The sequence below is a fragment of the Bradyrhizobium sp. USDA 4474 genome (assembly GCF_054057515.1).
The window spans coordinates 1,788,767-1,811,558 of sequence record NZ_JBSRZJ010000002.1 but is presented as its reverse complement, the minus strand read 5'-3'; the positions used below and the strand labels follow the sequence as shown (position 1 = coordinate 1,811,558).

The window sequence follows — 22,792 nt, the reverse complement described above, 5'->3', positions numbered from 1 at the left end:
CCGCCTTGAATGCCCGCATGGAAGGATAGTCGAAATATCTCGTCTCGTCAGCACCGCGCCGAACGCTCGACTCGAACGATTTGTGGCCCCTGCGCGCCGCAACGCCCTAAAGGCAATAAGCGACGTCGACCCGCCTGTTCGAGCACCTCGTCGGCGCTGAGTAGAATGGATGTCGGCATCGTTAAATCCAGTTCTCGCGCCGTCTTGCGCGTAAACTGCGACAGGCCAGCCTGCTGTAAATGAAGAGCATTCCATGGGCAGCAGTGTCGACGGTTTCGCACAACACGAGATCCGACGTACGATCCGGGTCGGGAGCGGGCATCCTGATGCTGTCCGACCCTGCGGCCCCAAGGCAAGCATCAGGACGATTGGGATCACAGAGGACAGCTCAACAGCAAAGCGACAGCCAGTCGGACCCTTTTAGCTCGGGCCAAGAGCCGCCCTCCGCGAATGCAGTTGTCTTCTTGTTCCGGGGCATTCGCGAAACGGTATCGGCGTCGAGATCCTGATGCTAGATTTCCCGGGTCATGTCGGACAGGAGGATGACATGCCTGATAGCGTCTACAAGGTCATAGAACTGGTCGGTACCAGCAGTGACTCGTGGGAGAAAGCGGCCGCCAATGCGGTCGAGCAAGCTGCAAAATCTCTCCGCGATCTTCGCATTGCAGAGGTCGTCAAGCTCGATATGCAACTTGATGAAAAGGGAAAGGTTGAAGCCTATCGCGCCAAGCTCAACGTGTCGTTCAAGTTCGAGGGCTCCTAAGCCTCCGCACCTCGCCCGCGCTTGTGGGCGAAGATGGCTCATTGGAAACAGGCGCGTTGCGCGGTCCGCCCAACCGGGCGGTGTGACAGCTCGGAAGTTGGCCCCTAGCCTGACGGGGGACCGATATGCTTTGATGCGAGCGGCGTTTGGCAGCGTGGTGACGTCATGTACATGCTCATTCGCAAGTACACCAAGGTTCGTTCGGTAGCGGACGCCGCTCGCCGCGCCAGGAGTGGGGTCGGCCAGATCCTGAGGCAATCGCCGGGATTCAGATCTTACTATGTGCTGGATGCGGGCGAGGGTGTCGGTATCGCCGTGATGATCTTTGACGACCGCGAAAGCGCCAATACAGCGAACGACAAGATAATGGCGTTTGCTCAAGCAAGTCTACATGACCTCGATCTTGGAGTTCCCGAAATTACCACCGGCGAAGTGTTGGTGAACATAGAGCCCGATGCGTCCTCTGGCATAAGGTAGGCGCAAACGTCACAAGGTTACGTGGCGGGGGCCGCCCGCGGCTGATGCAGTCGACCTGATCCCGTCGCGTTTGCGCGCCTTCGGCATCTGCACGTCATCGGCCAGGGATATGCGACTGCGCGTTCTTTTCGAGGAGTGGCAACACCATGAAGCAACACACCTCCGAAACATTTTTCGCCGCCGCGATCGGCTGGACACCGCTCGTGCTCATGGGCACCGCGATGCCGCCAAGAGACCCCGATGAAGACGACGAAGACGAAGACGACGATGAGGAAGATGACGCTGATGAACCGCCGGTCGTGCGCGAGCCGGACGAAGACTAGACTGGTGCGCGTTCGGCAGTCTGCGCTATGATATCTCCCATGGGCTGGGATGCGAAAGACATCGCGCTTCTCACTGAACTCTGGTCCGCAGGACAGAGCGCCGCGCAGATTGCGCGCCGTCTCGGGTGCAGCCGTAATGCGGTCTGCGGCATGCTGACCCGAAGGGGCCTGAAGCGCGGCCGCAAGCCACCTACAGCAAGACCGAGCATAAGGCCGCCCCCGAAGCTGAGGCCGGCATCGTCGGCAGCCTGCGCCCGTCCAGTCGCAAAGAAGGTGTCGCGAAACACAGGGAAGAGGCCGCAGCCCGACGAATTCAGCAAGCCGCAGCTTTACGCCATTCTGGCTGAGGCGGTCAGAAACACTCGCTGATAGCTCACCCTCAAACTTGTTGCGCTCCGTCCGTGCCTGGTCCAACTCGAGGGGGCGGCCGTCGTGTACCAAGGCTTCGTCCGCTTCGCGGCTACGAAACCAGGCCCGGCACCATCACGAGATCGATGGGACCATTGCCCATGACCTGATAGGCGATGCTCACGTCACCGCTGAGCGCGTACTGCGTCGCAGGTAAGGCGAAGTCATCCAGTCGTGCCTGCTCCAGCCGGGACGGCTTAGCTTCCTTACACTCCGTCAGTTTGTCGGGGATAGTCATGCCGGGATGAACCGCCAACACTCCGCGCCGTGGCCGGTGCGGATCAGACCATTCACTTAGTCGTGTGGTTCTCGTCCCAATGCAGTGTGGCCCGCTCTGTATCAAGGTCCTTGACGACTTCAGCCATCAGAGCCAGCGCCAGCTGATCGTCTACAAGAGGTCTCACACGTTTGAGCGCGGCAAGCTCTTTGTCGATGCTGATGCACCTATCGCACATCGGGAGACCGTTCCGCCTCAGCCAATTGCCGCTCCAGCCAATCGGCTATGACTTTGTACTCCCTTTGCATCTTCTTCAATTCCTCTCTCGTTTCTTTGTGCTCTGTAAGGGCCGCCTGCAGCTGGCAATCCCGCTCTAACGCACGGTACATACGATGAGGCATTGTGACTTCCCCGTCACGCAGGATGGCGCAAGCAAACAACCTGTTCCTGATTCGGGAATTTACCTATGTGAATCATTCGGAATTTTCGAGCGGCCATTTGCGGTCTCTTGCGGGAACGGCTCCTGTGTTTTCCTCCCGAGGAACGTGTCCGGCACAGGAAATCGCATCAGGGTGTCTCGGGCTTCCGTGACGAGCTCTCGTAATCGTTCTATTTCGTTGAACTCGTGTTGGGACGGACGACAAATTCCGCGGCGCACTAGCATGGCTGCGCTCCCTGGTTGTGCAGGCGGGAGCGCAATCGGTCTCTCAGCCACCGGTGCCTACGAACAGAGCCGCTGCTGGTGATGGGCAACATCTATCATCGCGAGCAGAACTCCCCACTAACATGGGATACTTTTGGTGGTGCTTGCGGCATGCAATTAGCGAACAAGTCAATGGTTTGGAACGTTGCGCCACTCCGGAGGTTGGCCGACCAGCGTCCGAGGAGCAACAATGGTCCCCCAAGAGCAGCTGAAGAGTGAGCGCGTGAGGGTTTTGCTCGTGGAGGACGAATGGTTCATCCGATTCGACGTCGCTGAGCAGCTTCGAGGCGTGGGGCTTGAGGTTGTTGAGGCGAGCACCGCAGATGAGGCGATGGACTACATTGCATCAGGCGAGCGGATTGACGCGCTTATAACCGACGTCCGAATGCCGGGAACCCTTGATGGCCTTGCGTTGGCTGGGAGGGTACGCGATATGCAACCGATGCTCCTTGTCCTCGTTGCCTCCGGAAGCATAGAATTGGAGAGCGCAGCGAGCCGCGTAGGTAGGTTCATCCGCAAGCCCTACGATCCCAAGCAGATCGCAATGCTGATCGTGGAGATGCTCGGCCCGGCGCTGTAATCTGCATGCAAACAACAACTGTGTTGATTGTCGAGCAAGATGTGCTCGTGCGCCATCCGCTGGCGGAGTACCTTCGCGAGTGTGGGTACCGCGTTGTGGAAGCAACTCACCACGACGACGCTCGTGAATGCCTCGAAGGCGGGAAACACTTTATCGATGTCGCCTTGATCGACGTAGGCGGCCCCACCGGTTCGGGGTTTGCTCTTTCTGCGTGGATTCGGAGCAACCAGCCGAATGTGAAGACGATGCTGGGCGCGACAGTCGGGAGGGTTCTCGCGTTGGCGGGTGATCTTTGCGAGGACGGTCCGCACGCCGCGAAGAGGCTGGATTATCGACCCGTGCTGGACCACATCCGCCAACTGTTGGCGACGCGAAAGCGGACGTGAGGTCCTCCGATTAGCCAGCGCATATCGCCGACATGGGGTCCGCTGTGTGACAAGAGCGGCTGTTGGCACAGGCGCGCTCCCGCTCCACTGCTGCCGGAAGCCGACACCACGATGGGATCAGCGTGGTTCGGCTGAGGGGCCATTGCCGCACCTCAGGACTTGGTTGTTATCCGTACTTCGTGAGACCAAGCCTGATCTTGCACGGGTCTAAATCCAATCGCCTCCCAAAACTTGGCGGCCCCATCGTTTCCTGCGTGCGCAGTCACGATGGAAACCTTGGTTGCCGCTTCCAACATCAGCGCGCTCGCTATGGTGCGGGCAATTTCGCGCCGTCTAAATCGACGGTGCACGTAAGCCGGCGCATCCGCCTGCCGGGATGCACGGTCATCGCAGGTTCGTCCGTAATTGCCCCAGTCCCAGCCAATTGGCCATCCACGCGACACGTGTAAATCGCGTGGAACATGGCTCGCTCAGACGCAAACTCCGCGGCGAAGCGGGTCAGATGCCGGTGACCATCCAGTGTCGCATCCGCCTCTAGTTCGGAAAAGTCCGCAGGCAGGGTGGCGGCGATGAGTGCGAGCGAAATGTTCATTAGGCTCCCTGCCGGACGCGACCACCTGAAGTGCTGGCTCGCCTGAAAGGTAGCGAGAATTTCTTTCGATCTGAAGGCCGCTCCGGGTCAATTACGTCACTTTGGCCGTCTGCCGTTCTCTTCCGGTCTGCCATTGTGAACGAACCTCGTGACACCGCACCTGCTCGGCTCACACCGGCCAAGCGCACACCTCCGGTAAGATTGCAGATTCGTCTCGGGCGCCGGTACCTTTTTGCCCGACGAAGCGTGGCCGCGGCTTCCGTCGCGGCCGGCATCCCCATCGCCTTTCGATGCGAGATCCGACTGGCCGATGCAAATTACGCATAACATTCTGCAGAAGACGCCGCCTTCCGCTCCCTGAGTGAAAGTCCTCGTCAAGCTTTCGGCTGCAAGCTTCGGCATTCATTGCAGCGACAAGGGATTTCGCATGAAGAAGATCAAGATCGCGTGGCGGCTGGGCATGCTCACGCTTGGCAGTGTTCTGGCGATGATGGTTCTCGTCGGCGTGTCCCTCATCCAGTTGCGCGATCAGATGGAGGCCGAGCGGACGAGGGCGCTGCGCGGCGCGGTGGATGTGGTGGCATCGCAGATCGCAGCCTATCAGCCAGAGGTGCTGTCGGGCCGCATGAGGCGCGACGAATTGGTTGCGAGGATCAGGGAGATCGTCGCGCCATCGCGGTATGACGGCAACAACTACTTCTTCGTTTACGATTGGGACGGGCTCAATCTGGCCGACGGGGGTACGCCCGAGAACGTCGGGAAGAACCTGATCGACAAGGGCGACGTCAACGGGCGCCTGTTCCGCCGCGAGATCGTCGATCTCGCCCATAGCGCCGGCGCCGGGACCGTCACCTATCATTTCCCCCGCAACGGCCAGCCGGAGCCGCTGCGCAAACAGGCCTTCGTCAGGGCGGTTCCGGACCTGAAGCTGATGGTCATCAGTGGCATGTATGTCGACGATCTCGACGCGTCGTTCAAGGCCGCGGCGCTGCGGCTCGGAGGTCTCGCGCTGCTTGTCGTGCTCATGAGTGTGGCGTTTGCGGTTCTGATCGCAGGAACCATCTCCCGGCCGCTGCGGCGGCTCGAGGAGCGTCTGCGCAAGATCGTGTCGGGTGAGATCGAAGGGAGCATTCCAGGCTTGGACCGGCGTGACGAGATTGGCGCGATGGCCGCGGCGGTCGCCGTCCTGCGTGACCATTCGGCCGATCGGTTGTCGCTTCAGACGTCGCAAGCGCAGCTCAAGATGCAGGCGGAAAGCGAGCTGAGAGATGTTCTTGCGCGTGCGACCTCGTCCTTTGAGGGGTCAGTCGTCGGCTCGGTGGACGAGGTCGTTGCGGCGGCCGGACACATTGCCGATGCGATCCAGGAACTCGAGCGGTTCAACGCCGACAATCTGTCGTGCAGCCGCACGGCGTCGGCGTCCGCAGAGGGCATCGCCGGCAGCGTGCAGACCATGGCTGCCGGAGTCGAGCAACTCGATGCCTCCACGCGCAACATCAATGGACGGGCCCAGGAAGCAAGCCAGGTGGCTGACATCGCCAGCGGCCGCGCAACCCAGGCCGGGTTAATGGTGGAGAGCATGGTGCAAGCCGCGACAAAGATCGGGAGCGTCGTGGAATTGATCAGCGATATCGCCGGTCAGACCAATTTGCTGGCGCTCAATGCGACCATCGAAGCGGCGCGCGCGGGCGAAGCGGGCCGTGGCTTTGCCGTCGTGGCGGCGGAGGTCAAGACGCTCGCGACGCAAACCGCACGCGCGACGGAGGACATCTCGTCCCAGGTGCTCGGCATCCAGTCGGCGACGCAGGCGGCGGCAAGCGAAATCGCCGCGATCGTCGACGTCATCAGGGACATCAGAGAGCAGAGCGCGACGATTGCGAGAGCGGTCCAGGAACAGAGCGGCGCCACAAGCGACATCAATCGCGCCGCCCGCAGCGCCGCGGAGGGCGCCGAGCATCTCCAGAAGTCAGTGGAGGATGTATGTTCGAAGGCCGTCATGGGCCAGTCGATTGCGCAGGGCGCGGGCTCACGCGCCGAGGCGCTGCGCAGCAGGTTTGGCGATCTGAACGAGGCGGCGTTGGGATTCGTGCGGAGACTCCAGGCTCTCCAGTCGGCAGCCTAGAGCTCCGCCTGCCGTGCCTGCGCTCCCTTTCCCGCTTGCGGGACCCGAACCCCGCCGCGACACGCAGGGAACCCGCTCCGCCTCCCGCGGGTTCTATCGCCGTGGCCCCGGCACTTTGCCGGGACAGCAAACGGGGGAAAGACGCCTGCATGCAGTGGAGCCTGCTCCGGCCGGTCGGCCTTGTCCCCGCGGCGCTTGTCCTCACCACCATGGCGGCCGGCGCCGAGGGCGGCAAATCGGCGGCGCCTTCCGAATTCCTGCTGGTGGCCCAGATCGTGCTGCTGATCGCGGTCGGCCGCGGCCTTGGCGAGATCATGCAGCGCATCGGCCAGCCTTCGGTGATCGGCGAGCTGCTCGCCGGCATCATCCTCGGTCCGTCGCTGTTCGGCTGGATCTGGCCGGAGGCGCAGGCCGCGATCTTTCCCAAAACCCCCGAGCAGAAGGCGATGCTCGACGGCATCGCGCAAGTCGGCATCCTGCTGCTGTTGTTGCTGACGGGCATGGAGACCGATCTCAAGCTGGTCAGGAAGGTCGGCAAGGCCGCGATCGCGATCTCGATCGCCGGCATCCTCGTGCCGTTCGCCTGCGGCTTCGCGCTCGGCGAATTCCTCCCTGATGCGCTGCTGCCGAAGCCGGAGCAGCGTCTCGTCGCCTCGCTGTTCATGGGCACGGCGCTGTCGATCTCCTCGGTCAAGATCGTCGCCGTGGTCGTGCGCGAGATGAATTTCATGCGCCGCAATGTCGGCCAGATCATCGTCGCGACCGCCGTGATCGACGACACGATCGGCTGGATCATCATTGCCGTCATCTTCAGCCTGGCCTCGCAGGGCACGCCTGACATCGCCTCGGTGGCGAAAGCCGTGCTCGGCACGCTCGCCTTCCTCGCCGTCAGCTTCACCATCGGTCGAAGGCTGGTGTTTCAGCTCATTCGTTGGGCCAACGACAACCTCGTCAGCGTGGCGGCGGTCATCACCGTGATCCTGCTGTTGATGGGCGTGATGGCGCTGATCACGCATGCGATCGGGGTCCATACCGTGCTCGGCGCCTTCGTCGCCGGCATCCTGGTCGGGGAGTCGCCGATCCTGACTCGGCAGATCGACGAGCGGTTGCGCGGGCTGATCTCGAGCTTCTTCATGCCGGTGTTTTTCGGGCTTGCGGGCCTCAGCGCCGATCTCTCGGTGCTGCGCGATCCCGGTCTGTTGATGCTCACCGGCCTGCTCGTCGTGATCGCAAGTCTCGGCAAGTTCGGTGGCGCCTTCGTCGGCGGCACTGTCGGCGGCCTGAGCACGCGGGAATCGCTGGCGCTGGCGAGCGGGATGAATGCGCGCGGCTCGACCGAGGTCATCATCGCCACCATCGGCCTCTCCATCGGCGTGCTCAGCCAGAATCTGTTCACGATGATCGTGACCATGGCGATCGTGACCACGATGGCGATGCCGCCGATGCTGCGCGCGGCGCTGGCAAAGCTGCCGATGAACAAGGACGAGAAGGAGCGGCTGGAGCGCGAGGAGTTCGAGAAGCGCGGCTTCGTCGCCAATCTCGAGCGTCCGTTGCTCGCGGTCGATGAGAGCGTCAATGCCACCTTCGCCGCCCACGTCGCGGGCCTGATCGCCGGCATGCGCGGCTTTCCCGTCACCGTGCTGCATATCGGCATGCGCGCCAAGCAGCAGGCCGAGGCGGAGAGCCACGAGACCGTCGTGAAGAAGGCCGCCGAAACCGTCGCCCCCAGCGGTGACGCCGGCAATGTCGACGTCGTCACCCGCGCGCGGCGCGCGGAGCTCGGCGAAACCATCACTGAGGAGGCGCGCAAGGGTTTCGATCTCCTCGTCGTCGGCGTCGACAAGGTCACCGCGACCAAGGACCGCTTCGACCGCAAGATCGAGGACATCGCTGCAAAGTTCGAGGGGCCGCTCGCGATCGTGGCGGCCAAGGGCAAGCATCTGAAGCAGCCGGTTCCCGATGGGCTCAACATCCTCGTTCCCATCTCGGGCAGCAGCATTTCCAAGCGCGGCGCCGAGGTTGCGGTGGCGCTGACGCAGGCGGGATCGGGCTCGCTGCGCGTGATCTATGTCGCGACGACGCGCGACAAGGGCGCGCAGCGCGGCGCCTCGCGCGGGCTGACCCAGGAAGCAGGCATCCTCAAGGACGCCAGCGATCTCGCCGCCCGCTACGACGTCGACCTCACCACGACCCTGCGCGTGAACCGGGCGCCGGAGGCGGCGATCCTGCGCGAGATCGACACCACCGACGTCGATCTCGTCGTCATGGGCGTCGACCGCATCCAGGGCGAGCATCTCTCCTTCGGCGGCGTCGCGGACGCGGTGCTCAGGCAGTCGAAGGTCTCGGTGCTGCTGGTCTCGAGCGGCGAGGCGCGGCAGGTGGCGAGCGAGAAGGGTTGAACGACGGTGCGCTCTTCTGCGCCCGCAATGACGGAGCAGGCACCTCACGCATGCCGCCGATGATGCCATCATGCCGGTGTTTTGCCCGACGGTGCAAGCTAAATTCTGCAAAAACGAAGTCCTTGGGCCTTTTCAACCCCATCCCTACTGTGCATGGGGTTGTTTCAAGATTTCACCGCCGCGGCCGGCTGCGCCTTCGGTGTCTTGCGTTGCTCCAGCCAGTTCTCGAATCGCTGCACCACCACGAAGAAGGCCGGCACGAACAGCACCGCGAGGCAGGTCGAGGCCAGCATGCCCGAGAACACCGTGATGCCGATCGACTTGCGGGCGCTGGCGCCGGCGCCGGTCGCGATCACCAGCGGCACCACGCCGAGGATGAAGGCGAACGAGGTCATCAGGATCGGGCGGAAGCGCGCGCGCGCCGCATCGACCGCGCTTTCCAGCACCGGCCTGCCGTCGCGGCCGTGCAGCTCGAGCCCGACCTCCACGATCAGGATCGCGTTCTTGGCGGACAGCGCGATCAGCAGGATCAGGCCGATCTGGCAGTAGAGGTTGTTCTCGATCTTCAGCCCCGAGAGGATCAGCATCGGCCCGAGCAGCGAGAGCGGCACCGCCAGGATCACCGAGATCGGCGCGTACCAGCTTTCATACTGGCCGGCGAGCACGAGATAGACCAGCAGCATGGCGAGCCCGAACACCCAGTAGATCTGGTTCGAGACCGCCTTCTCCTGGTACGACATCGCCGTCCACTCATAGCCGGTGCCCGGCGGCAGCGTCTTGTCCGCGATCTCCTCCATCAGCTCGAGCGATTGGCCGGACGAATAGCCCTGCGCCGGCAGGCCGACGATGGTCGAGGAGGGGTAGAGGTTGTAGAGGCTGATCAGCGACGGCCCGGTGACCGGCGTGATCGTGGCCACCGTGCCGATCGGGATCATGTCGCCGTTCGAGTTGCGCACCTGCATGTTGGCGATGTCGCGCTCGGTGACGCGGAAGCCGGGATCGGCCTGGGTATAGACCTGGAAGACGCGGCCGAATTTGTTGAACTGGTTGACGTAGGACGAGCCGAGATAGGTCGACAGGGCCGAGAACACGGCGTCCGTCGTCAGGTGCAGCGTCTGCGTCTTGACGCGGTCGATCTCGACGTTGAATTGCGGCACCGCCGAGCGGAACGAGGACGAGACGCGCTGGAGTGCGCTCTGGCTCTGGGCGTTGGAGACCATCGCGGCGGTGATGGCCTGCAGCTTGCCGAAATCGCTATTGCCGTCGCGCAGCTCGACCTGCATCGAGAAACCGGCGGCATTGCCGATGCCCTGGATGGGCGGCGGCGGCAGCACCAGGGTGCGTGCCTCCATGATATCGGCGACCTTGTCGTTGAGCCCGTACACCAGCGAGCGCAGGTCCTCGCCTTTGCCGCGCGCATCCCAATCCTTCAGGATGATGTAGGCGACGCCGGCATTGGCGAGGCTCGCGCTGTTGTCGAGCGCGGAGATGCCGGCGATGGTGATGACCTGTTGGACGCCGGGCGTGGCCTTGATGATGTCGGCGGCCCTGTCGAGCACCTTCTGGGTCCGCTCGAGCGAGGCGCCGTCGGGCAGTTGCACGGCGGCGATCAGGTAGCCTTGATCCTCGATCGGCAGGAAGCCGGTCGGCACCCGAGACAGGCCGTAGCCGCCGATCCCGATCAGGATCAGTGCGAATACGACCGAGACGGTTGCATGCTTGACCAGGAAAGTGATCAGCCGCGCGTAGCCGCGCTCGACGCGGTCATACACCGCATTGAAGCCGCGATAGAAGAAATTGCGCCGCTCCGGGGGCACGGCCGGACGCAGCCACAGCGCGCATTGCGTCGGTTTCAGGGTCGCCGCGTTAATGGCCGACAGCAGCGCGGTCGCCGCGATCACCAGCGCGAATTGCGAGTAGATGCGGCCCGTGAGGCCGGCGAGGAACGAGGCCGGCAGGAACACCGAGATCAGCACCAGTGTGATGCCGACGATCGGCGCGAACAGCTGGTCCATCGCCTTGATCGCGGCGTCGTGGCCGTTCATGCCCTGCTCGATATTGTGGGCGGCGCCTTCCACCACGACGATGGCGTCGTCGACGACGATGCCGATCGCCAGCACGATCGCAAACAGCGTCGACATGTTGATGGTGAATCCGAGCGCCGCCATCGCGGCGAACGCGCCGATGATGGTCACCGGCACCGTGGTCGCCGGTACCAGCATCGCGCGCCAGTCCTGCAGGAACACCAGGATCACGACCAGCACCAGCAGGCCGGCCTCGATCAGGGTCATGTAGACCTCGTGGACCGAGGCGTTCACGAATTTCGTCGTGTCGAACGGCGTGTCGTATTTGATTCCTTCCGGAAAGCGCTTGGCGAGCTCCACCATCTTCCTCTCGACCGCCTGTTCGACTTGAAGCGCGTTGGCGCCCGGCGATTGGAAAACGCCGATGCCGGTGGCGGGCTGCTTGTTCAGAGAGAAGATTTGGCTGTAGGTCTGCGCGCCGAGCTCGACCGAGCCGACGTCGCGCACGCGCGTGACGTCGCCGCTGCTGCCCGTCTTGACGATGATGTTCTCGAACTGCGTGGCGTCGTCGAGCCGCCCGTTGACGTTGAGCGTGTACTGGAACGCCTGTCCCGGCGGCGTCGGTGGCGCGCCGACCTGTCCGGCCGAGACCTGCTGGCTCTGCTGCTGGATTGCCTGGATGACATCCTGCGGCACCAATCCGCGCGCCTGCAGCTTGTTCGGATCGAGCCAGATCCGCATCGAATACTGGCCGGCGCCGAACACCGTGACGTTGCCGACGCCGGGCAGGCGGGAGAGCTCGTCGCGGATGTTGATGGTGGCGTAGTTGCTCAGATAGAGGCTGTCGAAGGTCTTGTCCGGAGAGGTCAGCGTGACGAACAGCAGGATCGAGGTCGACCTCTTCTGCACGGTGACGCCCTGGTTCTGTACCGACTGCGGCAGTTGCGACAGCGCGCTGGAAACACGGTTCTGCACCAGCACCTGCGCGAAATTGAGATCGGTGCCGATCTTGAAGGTCACCGTCAGGGTGTAGGTGCCGTCGGAGCCGCTGTAGGACTGCATGTAGAGCATGTCCTCGACGCCGTTGACCTGCTGCTCGATCGGCAAGGCCACGGTGTCGATCACGGTCTTGGCGCTGGCGCCGGGATAGCGCGTCGTCACCTGCACCGTCGGCGGCACCACATCGGGATATTGGGTGATCGCGAGATTGAACAGCGCGACGCCGCCGATCAGGATCATCAGCAGCGCGATGACGTTCGAGAGGACCGGCCGCTCGATGAAGAATTTTGAGATCATGGCCGGCGCTCCTAATTGGCTGACGCCTGCGGCTGCTCGATCTTGGTTTGTTGCGGGTCGATCTTCTGGCCCGGGATCACACGCAGCAGCCCCGAAATGACCACCCGGTCATCAGGCTTCAGGCCGCTTTCGATCACGCGCAGGCCGTTGTCGGTCGGGCCAATCTGCACCTTGCGCTGCTCGACGACATTGTCATTGTTGGCCACCAGCAGATAGCGCCCGCCCTGGTCGCTGCCGAGCGCGCTGTCGGGGACGAGGAGGGCGTTCTTGTCCTGGTCGAACGGCACGCGGACGCGGACGAAATAACCGGGAAGAAGCACGCGCTTGTCGTTGGGCACGAGGCCGCGCACCGCGAGCGTGCCGGTCGACGAATTGAGGGTGGGCGCGACGTAGTCGAGCTTGCCCTCATGCGGATAGCCCGTCTCGGTCTGCAGGCCGATCTCGATCGGAAATTGCTTGAGGTCGGCGGCGGTCAATCCGCGCCGCTGCGCCTCGGCGCGGATCCGCAGCACGTCTTGCTCGTTGACAGTGAAGTTCACCCAGATCGGGTCCATCGCAACGATGGTCGCAAGCTGCGTCGGGGAGGCGACGCCGACGAGTTCGCCGACCGAGACCATGTGCGCGCTGACGATGCCGTCGAACGGCGCGCTCACTTTGGTATAGCTGTAGTTGAGCTCCGCGATCCCAGTGTTGGCATGGGCCTGCTGGAGATTGGCCTGGGCATTGTCGCGGGTCGATGTCGAGGTGTCGAGTGTCGCCTGCGAGACGGCCTGCCGCTGCACCAGTTCGGCCTGTCGGTTGAAATCGGCTTCAGCTTGCCGGACCGAGGCCTCGGCGCCAGCCTCGGCCGCCCGCGCCTGATCCAGCTTCAGCTTGTAGGTCTCCGGCTCGATCGTGAACAGCTGCGTGCCCTGCTTGACGAACGTGCCGTCCGTGTACTCGATCGTCTGCAGAAACCCCTGCACGCGTGCGACGAGATCGACGCTCTTGATCGGCGCGGTGTTGCCGGTAGCTTCGACATAGCGTGTCACGGGGCGCTGCACCGGCGTTGCGACATCGACCTTGGGTGGCGGCGGTGCCACGAAGGTGTTTTTCTCCTCGCAGCCGGCCAGCGCGACCATGGCCATAGTTGCCGCCAAAGCCTGCCCGATAGGTCTCCACGCGTGACGGCGTTGCGCGGGATAGGCGGGATACACTGAGGTCATCGGTCGCCCCCATGATTGCCTGTCGGCGCGCCAAGCTAGCAACAAATCGCCGGCCGTGGAACAGCATAGCCCTGGCAGTCACCAGCCCGCCTTGGCTGAAACGCCGACGGAACGGATACAAGGTGGAGAACTAGCGCGGCTTGATCTCCGCGTATTTCGTCATCGCCTTGTCGAACTTCCGCTTGAACAGCCACATCGCGCCCAGGATCTCGCGGAAGCTGGCCGAGCTTCGCGCCCGGTCGGCCTTGCCGAAAGCGAAGATGCTGTTGTTGCGCAAGTGCTTCATGATGGTGGGATCGGACACTCTGTAGTTCAGGAGGTCGCCGGATTTCAGCGCCGACCGCGTCGGGCTCGGGATGATCTGGATCAGTTCGAACAGCTTCATCTGCTCGATCGGATCGGGCAGCGTCTTCACGATCGCGGGGATTTCAGCGAACAGCTCCGCATGCGCGTTCATGAGACCGTCGCGCACATTGGTCCAGTGATTGAAGCGACGATCGGTGCCGCGGGATCGCGCCTCTTCCTTGTCGTCGCGCGCGTTCAATGCGGGATTGGCGGCCGCAATCGCACCCTTGATCGCATCCCATTTGCGCTGGCCGTTGCGGTCTTCGGACGGGCCGGTCTGCAGGCTCCCCATATAGGTGTTCGAGCGCGCATTGCGGACGTTCTGCTTGCCATTCGTCTCGGCATAGAACAGCCCCAGGCTGATGCGGCCCGCAGCGTCGGCTTCAGCCGGTGCAAGTCCCTTGGCGCGCGCAATCGCGGTGCCGAGATCGACGACGTCCTTGAACGGTGTCACTGAGGCCTGCGCGCTTGCGGGCGGCGCCTCCATGATTTCGAAAATATCTGCATATTCGTCGACCAGCGGCTCGATCGCGGCGTCGAAATAAGCAGGCGGAATCCCGAACTTGTTCGGCTTACCGATGCGCGACGGCACGGCGTCCGTAAGATCCTTGTAAGTGCTGATGACAGCGACGCGCGCGAGATAAAGCGCCTGGCCGGGCAGGTTCGGCAGCTTCTGCTTCGCCTCGATCTGGCTGCGCCGTTCGGCGAGAACCGATTTGAAGTCACCGAGCGCGCGATCGTAGGCGGCTTGCGCCTCCGATTGCGTCGGGGTCAGCGCTTGCGCCTGGCTCGGGGAGGGCGCCGCGAGGAACAGCCCGAGCACCGCCATGGCCGCAGCGATGTGAGGTGGTGGTCGCATGGCGGTTCCCATGTCCCGGAGATTCGTTGGTCATGGGATCGTAAACATCAAACCCGCGATCTGGCGAGCCGCAAATCGGCCTGTCTGATCTCATCCCGCGGTCCTGTATTCCGGCGCCGATGCCAGGAATTTTGCATAGGCATCAGCGTCGGGTGGCTGGAAATGTCCGGCAAGCCCGCCGCGCTTCTGCGTCTTTGCGCCAATATCGGCCATCAACTCGTCGAAATGACGGTAATGATATGGCGCGACACACAGGCCGCCATAGACACCGGCGGCGGGCCGCTCGACGCGCTTGAAGTGCAGCATCATCTCGATGTTGTCGCGCATCTGCTGCGCCGTCGGCTGGTTCTTGAGTTGCCCGTCGGCATAGCGCACCAACCAGTTCGCGGCGAGATCGGCGCAGAGCACGGTGCAGAACGACGAGTTGAAGCCGACGAAGCCGAGGTCGGGCAGATCAGGGTTGGCGATCAGGCGGTAAAGCCGGTACTGCCCGTCCGGATCGACCAGCTTTGACTGATAGGTATCGGGCAGGAATGGCACGCCGAGCTTGTAGCCGATCGCGAGCACCGCGACGTCGGCGCCGACGCGCTCGCCGCCGCTCATCACGATGGTGTCGCCTTCATAATGATCGAACGTGCCGAACACCGCCTTGATTCGGCCGTCGGCGACCATGGGGTAGAAGCCCGGCGTTGCAAGCGGCACCGAGCAGTTGACTCCGTCCTCGATCCGCTCCTTCGGCACCATGTTGCACTTGTTGAGCTTGAGCTGGGCCTTCAGCAGGCTCTCCAGCCCGCGCCAGTTCGCCCAGATCAGCGGTCCAGCGAGACGGTATGCGAGCCTCGACATTGCGCCGATGCCCCAGCCCGGAAACATCTCCTCCTGCGCGCGGATGTAGAGGATGCGCTTGAAGTTCACGAGCCCGCCGATGAAATAGGGCAGGCGCCAGACCGGCTCGCGCATCACGATTGTGACCTCGCGCGCGCCTGACTTCACCGCGTTCACGGCGATGTCGGTCGCCGACTTCGAACCGCCGAGCACGACGACGCGGCGTCCTTTCGCCAGCGTGGGATCGTTGTATTTCGACGAGTGCAGGGTCTGCCCGCCCTGCGCAACAAAGCCGTCTTCGCCCGGGCAATGCAGCGCGCGCGGCTCGTTGAACTGCCCGGTGCACACCGCGACGAAATCGAAGTCCTCGTTCGTGGTCGCGCCGTCCTCGTTCGTCAGCGCGAGCGTCCAGCCCGGTTTGCCGTCGGCGCGTCGCGCCATGCCGGCAACGTTCGTGTTGAGGCGCAGCATGCGGTCGAGGCCGAAACTTTCCGCGTAGCCGGCGAGATAGGCATGAACCTGCGGCCCGGTTGGCCATTCCGGATAGGCCTGCGGCATGGCGCGATCGGTGTAGCGGTAGAGATCCTTGGGACTTTGCGTCTGCACGTCAGGATAGGAGCGCGCCGGCTCCCAGACGCCGCCGAGATCGGCGCTGCGCTCGACGATGGTGACGCGGTGGCCGCGGGCGGAGAACGCCTTTGCGGTGGCGAGGCCGGAGACGCCGGCGCCGATCACGCAGACATGCTTGGAGCTGACCATGGGATGGCTCGCAATCGATGTGTTTCGCGCGCAAGCGGCCTCGTTCGGCCGCGAGGCGCGGCCGCCGGAACCGCAAGCAGGTGGGACGAGACGAGGACGTTGCTAGTCGTTGGCCTCGGGTGGCAGGAACTCGACCTCATGCAGCGCCGAGATGCGCACGACTTCGGCGGGGTCTGTCAGATTGTGGAGCTGGTTGAACAGCGCCTCCAGCTTCTGCATCGGCGAGACCCAGAACAGTGCGCGGCATGGCTTGTCGGACTTGTTGAAATAGCCATGCGGGATGCCGCGAGGCATGCGCACGAGATCACCGGCATGCGCCTTGACCCAGGCGCCGTCGAGCTTGAGGTCGAGTGTGCCTTCCTGCACCAGGATGAACTCGTCCTGGGTCGGGTGGATGTGCACCGGCACGAACTGGCCGGGATCGCTGTTGGTCTCGAACGCGAAGGTGGACTCGGTGACGGCCTTTGGGAAATAGACCTGACCCAGGATATTCCAGGTCTTGCCGCCATAGCCTGTGCCGTTTGCGGTAATGCCCTTTTCGAGTGCAGTCATGCTCGCCTCCATGTGAACTCCGGCGAGGAAGCTTCCGCCGGGGACCGGTCGCCTGTCTATCCGCTAAACGAATCCCGTCGTGTTGTTGCTGTGCAGCACGACGATTTTGCTGGCGTGCCCCTTTTCGTCTCCGCGGAACTATTATAGGCTTAAAACAATTCAGCGACACGAAGCGTGGGTCGATGATGTCCGCAGCCGTGCAGCAAATGAGCACACGCTCGTCGCCAGCTGAAAGGCTTGCGGCGTTCGCCCGCGTCACCACGAATGACGTCGACGAAGCGGCCGAGCAGATTGGACGCATCTTCTGCCCGCACCATCTCAAGCCGGCGCAGGCGCGTGCTTCCGGATTTTCGGCCCGACACAATTGCGCAGGGTTCGACGGGTTTTCCATCAACTACGTCGCCTATGGCGGGACCGTCAGCATCGATCCCGGCTGCCTCGACCGGTTCTTTCTTGTGCAGATCCCGCTCACGGGCACCGCCCATATTTCTGTGGTCGCCACCGGTTTCGATGTCGGGCCCGGCAGCACGGCGTCGCTTCTGTCGCCGACCCTCCCGACCCGGATGATGTGGCATGACTGTGCGCAAGCGATTTTGCTGTTTGACCGTCGTATGGTCGAGCAGCGCGCCGCAGCGCTGTCCGGCGGGGTGGCCGGTGCGGTCGAATTCGATCCCGCGATAGACCTGAACGCGCCCTCCGGCCGCCAGCTGCAGACCAGTCTGGCCGAGCTGATGATGCTCGCCGAGCGTCTCGGACCGTCCGCACGGCCCTCGCCGGCAGCGATGGCCGGCTGGCGCGAGACGCTGCTCGAACATCTTCTCAACCGCCAGCGGCATGGCCTGTCGGATGCCATAAGGACCTTCTCGGGCCGAGCCGAACGCCTGCCGCGGGCACTTCGCGCGGCGCGGGACCATCTCGCCGACAATGCCGGCGAGGCGCTTGACCTCGCACAGCTGGCCGCTGCGTCGGGGATAGGCATCCGCGCGCTCCAGCTCGGCTTCCGCCGTCACTTCGGCGTGTCGATCTCGGAGATGTTGCTCGATATCAGGCTTGCCGGCCTCCATGCCCGGCTCGTGCTGGCATCGCCAGGCGTGTCCATCACCGACATCGCTTTCGATCTCGGCTTCACCCATCTTGGCCGCATGTCGGGAGCCTACCGCCAAAAATTCGGCGAAACGCCGTCGGCAACGCTGCGACGGCGGATGAGCTCGCGTTTATTGTCCTGATCGCGTCGCCCGCTCGTCGCTCTCCTGCCTCCGCAAGAAGCCTTCGAGCTCGGCCTGCACCGAGTAGGGCGTCGGGATCGGATCGCCGGCGGCATCGACGGCGGTGTCGAGCGAGCGGCGCAGCATGCGTGCCAGCTCGGCCTTGCGGTAGGGCTTTGTCAGAAGCGGCGCACCCATGGTGGCGCGTATCGGTGCATGCGGGGCGTCGTGGGCATAGCCCGACGTGAACAGCACTCGCAACGAGGGCCGCGCGGCGACCATCTCGTCGGCGAGCTCCCGTCCATTCAGGGCGCCGGCCATCACGATGTCGGTGAACAGCAGATCAAACTGCGTCCCCTTCGCCGCGATGGCCAGCGCGTCGCTGGCGTTGGCGGCCGGGATGACCTTGTAGCCGAGGCTTTCGAGCTGGAGCGTGACGTAGTGACGGACATCGCGGTCGTCCTCGACACAGAGGACGGTTTCCGTCCCGCCCACGATCTTGCGTTCGTCGTAGCCGGCCGGGCGGAGCACACTGGTCTCGGCTTTCGGGAGATAGATCGTGAACGTCGTGCCGCAGCCCTCGGCTGAATCGACCTTGATGCCGCCGCCCGACTGCTTGACGAAGCCGAACACCATGCTGAGGCCGAGCCCCGTGCCCTTGCCGACGTCCTTGGTCGAGAAGAACGGATCGAAGATGCGTTCGGCGATCGCCTGCGGAATGCCCGTGCCGGTGTCGGCGATCTCGATCTCGACATAGTCGCCGGCGTAGCCGGCGCCGACCGCGACGGCTTCGCGGACGCCGAAGACGACGTTGCGCGTCGACAGCGTCAACCGGCCGCCCTCGGGCATCGCGTCGCGGGCGTTGATCGCGAGGTTGAGCAAGGCCGATGAGAGCTGGCCGCGGTCGGCGAAGGCGAGCCAGGCGCTGCCGTCGAGCCTGGTCTTGATCGCAATCTTCTTGTCGAAGGTCGCCAGCAGCAGTTTTGAAAGCTCTTCGAGCAGGTCGTTGACGTCGATCTCGGCCGGCTGGAGCGCCTGCTTGCGCGCAAAGGACAGCAGGCTGGACGTCAGCGCGGCGCCGCGATCGGCGGCCTCGCTGATCAGCTTGGTGATGGTCGCGAGCGGTGGATTGTCCCTCACGGCATCGGCGAGGGTCTCGATCGTGCCCGTGATCACCGTGAGCATGTTGTTGAATTCATGCGCGATGCCGCCGGTGAGCTGGCCGACCGCTTCCATCTTCTGCGCCTGGATCAGTTGCTCCTCGGCGGCGCGCTTTTGCGTCACGTCCTTGATGAAGACGTTGATCATGGTTTGACTGCCGAGGCGGAGCGCGGTGCTCGACGCCTCGATCAGGATCTCGTCCCCTTCCCGGTGCAGCAGCGTCGCCTCGAACCGGATGCCGATCGGCGTATTCGAGAGTTCCGGCAGGAGGCGCATCATGCGCTGCCTGAAAACGTCGCGGAGCGGCTCGGCGATGAGAAGGTCGACGACATCAGTGCCGAGCGCCTCCCTGCGCGTCCATCCGGTCAGCGCCTCGGCCTGAACGCTCCACTCCACGATGATCCCGTTGGCGTCGGTCTGAACGAAAGCATCCAGCGCGGTCTTGATGACGGCCTGGGTCATTTGCGCACTCGACAGCGCCTGCTCGGCCAGTTGCGCTGCAGCGCGCTTGTCCTGCACCGTCTCGATCGTGCGCGTGCAGAGCCGCGCGAGCAGCATCGCGCCGGCGCCACTTGCGAGCACGGCGACGATCTGGGCAACGCCGAACCCGGGTCCGGCCACAAAATTGGAGACGAGGAGAGCGACGGCGGTCATGATGACCTGAGCGGTCATCGCGACTGTCAGAAGCCCCCTGAGTTTCATGTTCTCACACCAACGACGTCAGGCGCGGCGGATCCCGAGGTCCGCCTGGTCAAGTGAGTCCGGCTCCATGTCAGCTCCAGACTCCCTGCGCGCCGCGCATCCCGGCACTGATTGACAGCTTTGTCAGCCGTGATGCATTTTGGCAGAAAATTTAGAAACACGAAAGCGACCCCTTGATGTCTCCGCCGCTCAACCATATCGACAGCGATGAACGCCTGCGGGCGCAGGTGGACGTCGTCGTCATCGGCGGCGGCGTCATCGGCGTCTCCGCGGCCTATCATCTGGCCAGGAAAGGCCTCTCCGTCGCGCTGATCGAGAAGGGACATGTCGGTGGCGAGCAGTCGGGCCGCAATTGGGGCTGGTGCCGTCAGCAGGGCCGTGCGCGTGAGGAAATTCCGCTCGCGCGCGAAGCGTTGCGGCTGTGGGAGGACATGCAGAACGACGCCGGCGTCGATGCCGGCTTCCGCCGCACCGGCGTGCTGTTCCTGACCAAAAGCAAGGACGAACTCGCCAGCTGGGAGCGCTGGGCGGCGGTCGCACGCGAGATGCAGGTGCACTCGACCGTGCTGACGCCCGCCGAAATTGCCGAGCGGATGCCGGGGAATATCGACAAATGGGTCGGCGGCCTGCACACACCGAGCGACGGGCGCGCCGAGCCGTCGATGGCCGTGCCTGCGCTCGCGATGGCTGCGCGCAAGCACGGCGTCACCATTCATCAGGGCTGCGCCGCGCGCGGACTGGAAACGACAGGCGGAAAGGTCAGCGCCGTGGTCACCGAGAAGGGCACCATCCGCACGCAGGCGGTGCTGCTGTCGGGCGGAGCGTGGTCATCGCTGTTCTGCCGCCGTCATGGCATCGAGCTGCCGATCGGCCTCGTCAACGCCACAGCGTGCCGGACCACGCCGGCGCCGGAGATCACGACCGGCGCAGTCGGAACTGACCTCTACTGCATCCGTCGCCGCCTCGACGGCGGCTTTACGCTGGCGCTGCGCAATCGCGGCACGGTCGAACTCTCGCCGGACCTGTTCCGCTACGCGCGCACCTTCTGGCCGACCTATCTGCACCGCCGCAACGGCCTGAAGATGTCGTTCGGCAAGTCGTTCTTCAATCAACTGGCCCGCGGCACCAGCTGGAGCTTCGACAAGCCGTCACCGTTCGAGGCCGAACGCGTGCGCGATCCCGAGCCTGATATGTCGCTGGTCAATGCGGCGCTGGCCGCGCTGATCAACGCGAACCCGGAGCTGAAGGACATCGAGATCGCGGAAGCCTGGGGCGGCACCATCGACTGCACGCCGGATACCATCCCCGTGATCTCGCCGGTCGATGCGCTGCCTGGCTTCTTCCTTGCCACCGGCTTCTCCGGCCACGGCTTCGGCATCGGCCCTGCAGCCGGCAAGCTCGCCGCCGACATCGTCACCGGCGCGACGCCGCTGGTGGATCCCGCGGCCTACAGCCACAAGCGCATGATCGACGGAAGGCGGCTCGCGCCGGTCAGCCCGTTCTGAAGGCCGGATCACGGCTTTCGACAAGGCCGACATGATGCGCGGAGGGTGTCTCACGAATTCACGTGCACGAAATCCCGAAGCAGCGGATAGATCTCGTTGTTCCAGCGCTTGCCGGAGAACACGCCATAGTGGCCGACGCCGGCCTGCATGTGATGCACTCGGCGATAGGCGCGCACGCCGGTGCAGAGGTCTTGCGCCGCGAGCGTCTGGCCGATCGAGCAGATGTCGTCCTTCTCGCCCTCGACCGTCATCAGCCCCATGCGGCTGATGGCCCTGGTGTCCACGGGACGGCCGCGATGCATCAGCCTGCCCTGCGGCAGCAGATGTTCCTGGAACACGTCGCGCACGGTCTCGATGTAGAACTCGGCCGGCAGGTCCATGACCGCGAAATATTCGTCATAGAAGGTCTTGATGCTGGCCGCCTTCTCCTTCTCGCCCTTGGCGATGTGATTGGCGAGATCCATGTGCTGCTTGATGTGGCGCTCGAGATTCATCGAGACGAAGGCGGTGAGCTGTACGAAGCCGGGATAGACTTTGCGGAGCGCGCCGCGGCACTGCACGGGCACGTAGTTGATCAGGTTTCGTTCGAACCATTCAATCGACTTGCTCTTGGCGAACTCGTTGACCTTGGTCGGCTGGATCCGGGTGTCGATCGGCCCCGCCATCAGCGTCAGCGTTGCCGGCCGCGACGGATGATTGCCCTCGCACATGATGGCGGCAGCCGCGAGCGCCGAAACCGAAGGCTGGCAGATCGCAACCATATGCGGGCGCGGCCCCAAGTGCCCGAGAAAGTCGATCAGGTGCTCGGTATAGTCGTCGAGCCCGAAACGGCCCTCGCTGCGCGGAATGTCGCGCGGATTGTGCCAGTCGGTGATGTAGACGTCGTGGTCCTGCAGCAGCGTCTTCACGGTGCCGCGCAGCAGCGTCGCGAAATGGCCGGACATCGGCGCCACGAGCAGCATGCGCGGCTGCTCGCTCACGCCGTCCTTTCTGAAGTGCAGCAGCGAGCCGAACGGGGTCGCGTAAGCGACCTCCTCGGTGACGCCGATTTGGCGATTGCCGACCATCACGCTGTCGATGCCGTAGGCCGGTCGGTCGTAGGTGAGGGTCGAGCGCGAGATCAGCTCCATTGCCGCCGAGAGCCGGCCGACGACGTGGTCCGACATCCCCTGCGGTACCAGATTGAGGAATTTCAGCGCCGACGAGGCTCCCGCCCGCCACGGGGCCGTCAGGTCCATCTGGTTCTGAAACGCCTGATAATACATCGACATCATACTGAAGCGCCCACCCTATCCCCTGCATCCATGCAATATCGGAGCCAAGCAGAAGAGGCTTGCCCGGAATTGGCACGTCACTTGCTGCGCGTTTGGCTGGATACGTGAGG

The 22,792-nt window shown here is 63.8% G+C and carries 19 protein-coding genes; 10 read left to right on the top strand and 9 right to left on the bottom strand.

What is annotated here, in order from left to right; all coding sequences use genetic code 11:
- Positions 1 to 547 precede the first annotated feature (547 nt).
- The 4 genes from ACVW16_RS10400 (at position 548) to ACVW16_RS10385 (ending at position 1,932) form a co-directional block, all read left to right on the top strand.
- On the top strand, positions 548 to 763 hold the full coding sequence (locus tag ACVW16_RS10400; protein ID WP_456699149.1) for a dodecin family protein: 216 nt from the start codon (positions 548 to 550) through the stop codon (positions 761 to 763).
- A gap of 165 nt (positions 764 to 928) precedes the next feature.
- Positions 929 to 1,240, top strand: a complete 312-nt coding sequence (locus tag ACVW16_RS10395; protein ID WP_456736067.1) for a hypothetical protein — start codon at positions 929 to 931, stop codon at positions 1,238 to 1,240.
- 146 nt (positions 1,241 to 1,386) lie between these two features.
- A complete protein-coding gene (locus tag ACVW16_RS10390; protein ID WP_456699147.1) occupies positions 1,387 to 1,563 on the top strand; it encodes a hypothetical protein in 177 nt (58 codons plus the stop codon).
- A 27-nt stretch (positions 1,564 to 1,590) separates the two neighbouring features.
- Positions 1,591 to 1,932, top strand: coding sequence for a GcrA family cell cycle regulator (locus ACVW16_RS10385; RefSeq protein ID WP_456699146.1), 342 nt, complete (start codon positions 1,591 to 1,593; stop codon positions 1,930 to 1,932).
- A gap of 91 nt (positions 1,933 to 2,023) precedes the next feature.
- Here the strand turns inward: ACVW16_RS10385 and ACVW16_RS10380 are convergent, their stop codons facing one another.
- Positions 2,024 to 2,209, bottom strand: a complete 186-nt coding sequence (locus ACVW16_RS10380) for a hypothetical protein (RefSeq protein WP_456699145.1) — start codon at positions 2,207 to 2,209, stop codon at positions 2,024 to 2,026.
- 872 nt (positions 2,210 to 3,081) lie between these two features.
- Between ACVW16_RS10380 and ACVW16_RS10375 the strand changes: the two genes are divergently transcribed.
- Together ACVW16_RS10375 and ACVW16_RS10370 are read left to right on the top strand one after the other, a co-directional pair.
- Positions 3,082 to 3,471 (top strand): response regulator, encoded by a 390-nt coding sequence (locus ACVW16_RS10375; protein ID WP_456736066.1) that lies wholly within the window; start codon positions 3,082 to 3,084, stop codon positions 3,469 to 3,471.
- 5 nt (positions 3,472 to 3,476) lie between these two features.
- Positions 3,477 to 3,857 carry a response regulator gene (locus tag ACVW16_RS10370; RefSeq protein WP_456736065.1) on the top strand — a complete coding sequence of 127 codons (381 nt, stop codon included), beginning with the start codon at positions 3,477 to 3,479 and terminating at the stop codon, positions 3,855 to 3,857.
- Positions 3,858 to 4,164: 307 nt separating this feature from the next.
- On the opposite strand, the gene ACVW16_RS10365 is transcribed toward ACVW16_RS10370, so the two are convergent.
- Positions 4,165 to 4,449, bottom strand: a complete 285-nt coding sequence (locus tag ACVW16_RS10365) for a hypothetical protein (RefSeq protein ID WP_456736064.1) — start codon at positions 4,447 to 4,449, stop codon at positions 4,165 to 4,167.
- Positions 4,450 to 4,876: 427 nt separating this feature from the next.
- On the opposite strand from ACVW16_RS10365, the gene ACVW16_RS10360 reads away from it, so the two are divergent.
- Entirely contained in the window at positions 4,877 to 6,571 is a 1,695-nt protein-coding gene (locus ACVW16_RS10360) for a methyl-accepting chemotaxis protein (RefSeq protein ID WP_456738797.1), read from the top strand.
- A 149-nt stretch (positions 6,572 to 6,720) separates the two neighbouring features.
- Positions 6,721 to 8,970: a cation:proton antiporter domain-containing protein gene (locus ACVW16_RS10355; protein ID WP_456738216.1), complete on the top strand. Its 2,250-nt coding sequence runs from the start codon at positions 6,721 to 6,723 to the stop codon at positions 8,968 to 8,970.
- 164 nt (positions 8,971 to 9,134) lie between these two features.
- Here ACVW16_RS10355 and ACVW16_RS10350 read toward each other — a convergent pair whose 3' ends face one another.
- From ACVW16_RS10350 to ACVW16_RS10330, 5 genes are all read right to left on the bottom strand, one after another.
- Positions 9,135 to 12,290, bottom strand: coding sequence for an efflux RND transporter permease subunit (locus ACVW16_RS10350; protein WP_456736063.1), 3,156 nt, complete (start codon positions 12,288 to 12,290; stop codon positions 9,135 to 9,137).
- Between the two features lie 11 nt (positions 12,291 to 12,301).
- Positions 12,302 to 13,495 (bottom strand): efflux RND transporter periplasmic adaptor subunit, encoded by a 1,194-nt coding sequence (locus ACVW16_RS10345; RefSeq protein ID WP_456736062.1) that lies wholly within the window; start codon positions 13,493 to 13,495, stop codon positions 12,302 to 12,304.
- 130 nt (positions 13,496 to 13,625) lie between these two features.
- Positions 13,626 to 14,699, bottom strand: coding sequence for a hypothetical protein (locus tag ACVW16_RS10340; protein ID WP_456736061.1), 1,074 nt, complete (start codon positions 14,697 to 14,699; stop codon positions 13,626 to 13,628).
- A gap of 90 nt (positions 14,700 to 14,789) precedes the next feature.
- Positions 14,790 to 16,283, bottom strand: a complete 1,494-nt coding sequence (locus ACVW16_RS10335; protein WP_456738795.1) for a flavin-containing monooxygenase — start codon at positions 16,281 to 16,283, stop codon at positions 14,790 to 14,792.
- A 102-nt stretch (positions 16,284 to 16,385) separates the two neighbouring features.
- Positions 16,386 to 16,835 carry a cupin domain-containing protein gene (locus ACVW16_RS10330; RefSeq protein WP_456699135.1) on the bottom strand — a complete coding sequence of 150 codons (450 nt, stop codon included), beginning with the start codon at positions 16,833 to 16,835 and terminating at the stop codon, positions 16,386 to 16,388.
- A 185-nt stretch (positions 16,836 to 17,020) separates the two neighbouring features.
- Between ACVW16_RS10330 and ACVW16_RS10325 the strand changes: the two genes are divergently transcribed.
- On the top strand, positions 17,021 to 18,061 hold the full coding sequence (locus tag ACVW16_RS10325; RefSeq protein WP_456738215.1) for an AraC family transcriptional regulator: 1,041 nt from the start codon (positions 17,021 to 17,023) through the stop codon (positions 18,059 to 18,061).
- On the opposite strand, the gene ACVW16_RS10320 is transcribed toward ACVW16_RS10325, so the two are convergent.
- The gene (locus tag ACVW16_RS10320; RefSeq protein ID WP_456736059.1) at positions 18,050 to 19,903 is read right to left on the bottom strand and encodes an ATP-binding protein; all 1,854 of its coding nucleotides are present in this window, start codon (positions 19,901 to 19,903) and stop codon (positions 18,050 to 18,052) included. The two genes, ACVW16_RS10325 and ACVW16_RS10320, sit on opposite strands and share 12 nt — an antisense overlap.
- Positions 19,904 to 20,079: 176 nt before the next feature.
- Between ACVW16_RS10320 and ACVW16_RS10315 the strand changes: the two genes are divergently transcribed.
- Positions 20,080 to 21,408, top strand: a complete 1,329-nt coding sequence (locus ACVW16_RS10315) for an NAD(P)/FAD-dependent oxidoreductase (protein ID WP_456736058.1) — start codon at positions 20,080 to 20,082, stop codon at positions 21,406 to 21,408.
- Positions 21,409 to 21,458: 50 nt separating this feature from the next.
- Here the strand turns inward: ACVW16_RS10315 and ACVW16_RS10310 are convergent, their stop codons facing one another.
- Positions 21,459 to 22,682: a polyhydroxyalkanoate depolymerase gene (locus ACVW16_RS10310; RefSeq protein ID WP_456736057.1), complete on the bottom strand. Its 1,224-nt coding sequence runs from the start codon at positions 22,680 to 22,682 to the stop codon at positions 21,459 to 21,461.
- Between the last annotated feature and the right edge of the window lie 110 nt (positions 22,683 to 22,792).

Coding starts and splice junctions, on each gene's coding strand:
- ACVW16_RS10400 (WP_456699149.1), top strand. CDS start 548: ATGCCTGATAGCGTCTACAAGGTCATAGAACTGGTCGGTACCAGCAGT.
- ACVW16_RS10395 (WP_456736067.1), top strand. CDS start 929: ATGTACATGCTCATTCGCAAGTACACCAAGGTTCGTTCGGTAGCGGAC.
- ACVW16_RS10390 (WP_456699147.1), top strand. CDS start 1,387: ATGAAGCAACACACCTCCGAAACATTTTTCGCCGCCGCGATCGGCTGG.
- ACVW16_RS10385 (WP_456699146.1), top strand. CDS start 1,591: ATGATATCTCCCATGGGCTGGGATGCGAAAGACATCGCGCTTCTCACT.
- ACVW16_RS10380 (WP_456699145.1), bottom strand. CDS start 2,209: ATGACTATCCCCGACAAACTGACGGAGTGTAAGGAAGCTAAGCCGTCC.
- ACVW16_RS10375 (WP_456736066.1), top strand. CDS start 3,082: ATGGTCCCCCAAGAGCAGCTGAAGAGTGAGCGCGTGAGGGTTTTGCTC.
- ACVW16_RS10370 (WP_456736065.1), top strand. CDS start 3,477: ATGCAAACAACAACTGTGTTGATTGTCGAGCAAGATGTGCTCGTGCGC.
- ACVW16_RS10365 (WP_456736064.1), bottom strand. CDS start 4,449: ATGAACATTTCGCTCGCACTCATCGCCGCCACCCTGCCTGCGGACTTT.
- ACVW16_RS10360 (WP_456738797.1), top strand. CDS start 4,877: ATGAAGAAGATCAAGATCGCGTGGCGGCTGGGCATGCTCACGCTTGGC.
- ACVW16_RS10355 (WP_456738216.1), top strand. CDS start 6,721: ATGCAGTGGAGCCTGCTCCGGCCGGTCGGCCTTGTCCCCGCGGCGCTT.
- ACVW16_RS10350 (WP_456736063.1), bottom strand. CDS start 12,290: ATGATCTCAAAATTCTTCATCGAGCGGCCGGTCCTCTCGAACGTCATC.
- ACVW16_RS10345 (WP_456736062.1), bottom strand. CDS start 13,495: ATGACCTCAGTGTATCCCGCCTATCCCGCGCAACGCCGTCACGCGTGG.
- ACVW16_RS10340 (WP_456736061.1), bottom strand. CDS start 14,699: ATGCGACCACCACCTCACATCGCTGCGGCCATGGCGGTGCTCGGGCTG.
- ACVW16_RS10335 (WP_456738795.1), bottom strand. CDS start 16,283: ATGGTCAGCTCCAAGCATGTCTGCGTGATCGGCGCCGGCGTCTCCGGC.
- ACVW16_RS10330 (WP_456699135.1), bottom strand. CDS start 16,835: ATGACTGCACTCGAAAAGGGCATTACCGCAAACGGCACAGGCTATGGC.
- ACVW16_RS10325 (WP_456738215.1), top strand. CDS start 17,021: ATGTCCGCAGCCGTGCAGCAAATGAGCACACGCTCGTCGCCAGCTGAA.
- ACVW16_RS10320 (WP_456736059.1), bottom strand. CDS start 19,903: ATGAAACTCAGGGGGCTTCTGACAGTCGCGATGACCGCTCAGGTCATC.
- ACVW16_RS10315 (WP_456736058.1), top strand. CDS start 20,080: ATGTCTCCGCCGCTCAACCATATCGACAGCGATGAACGCCTGCGGGCG.
- ACVW16_RS10310 (WP_456736057.1), bottom strand. CDS start 22,682: ATGATGTCGATGTATTATCAGGCGTTTCAGAACCAGATGGACCTGACG.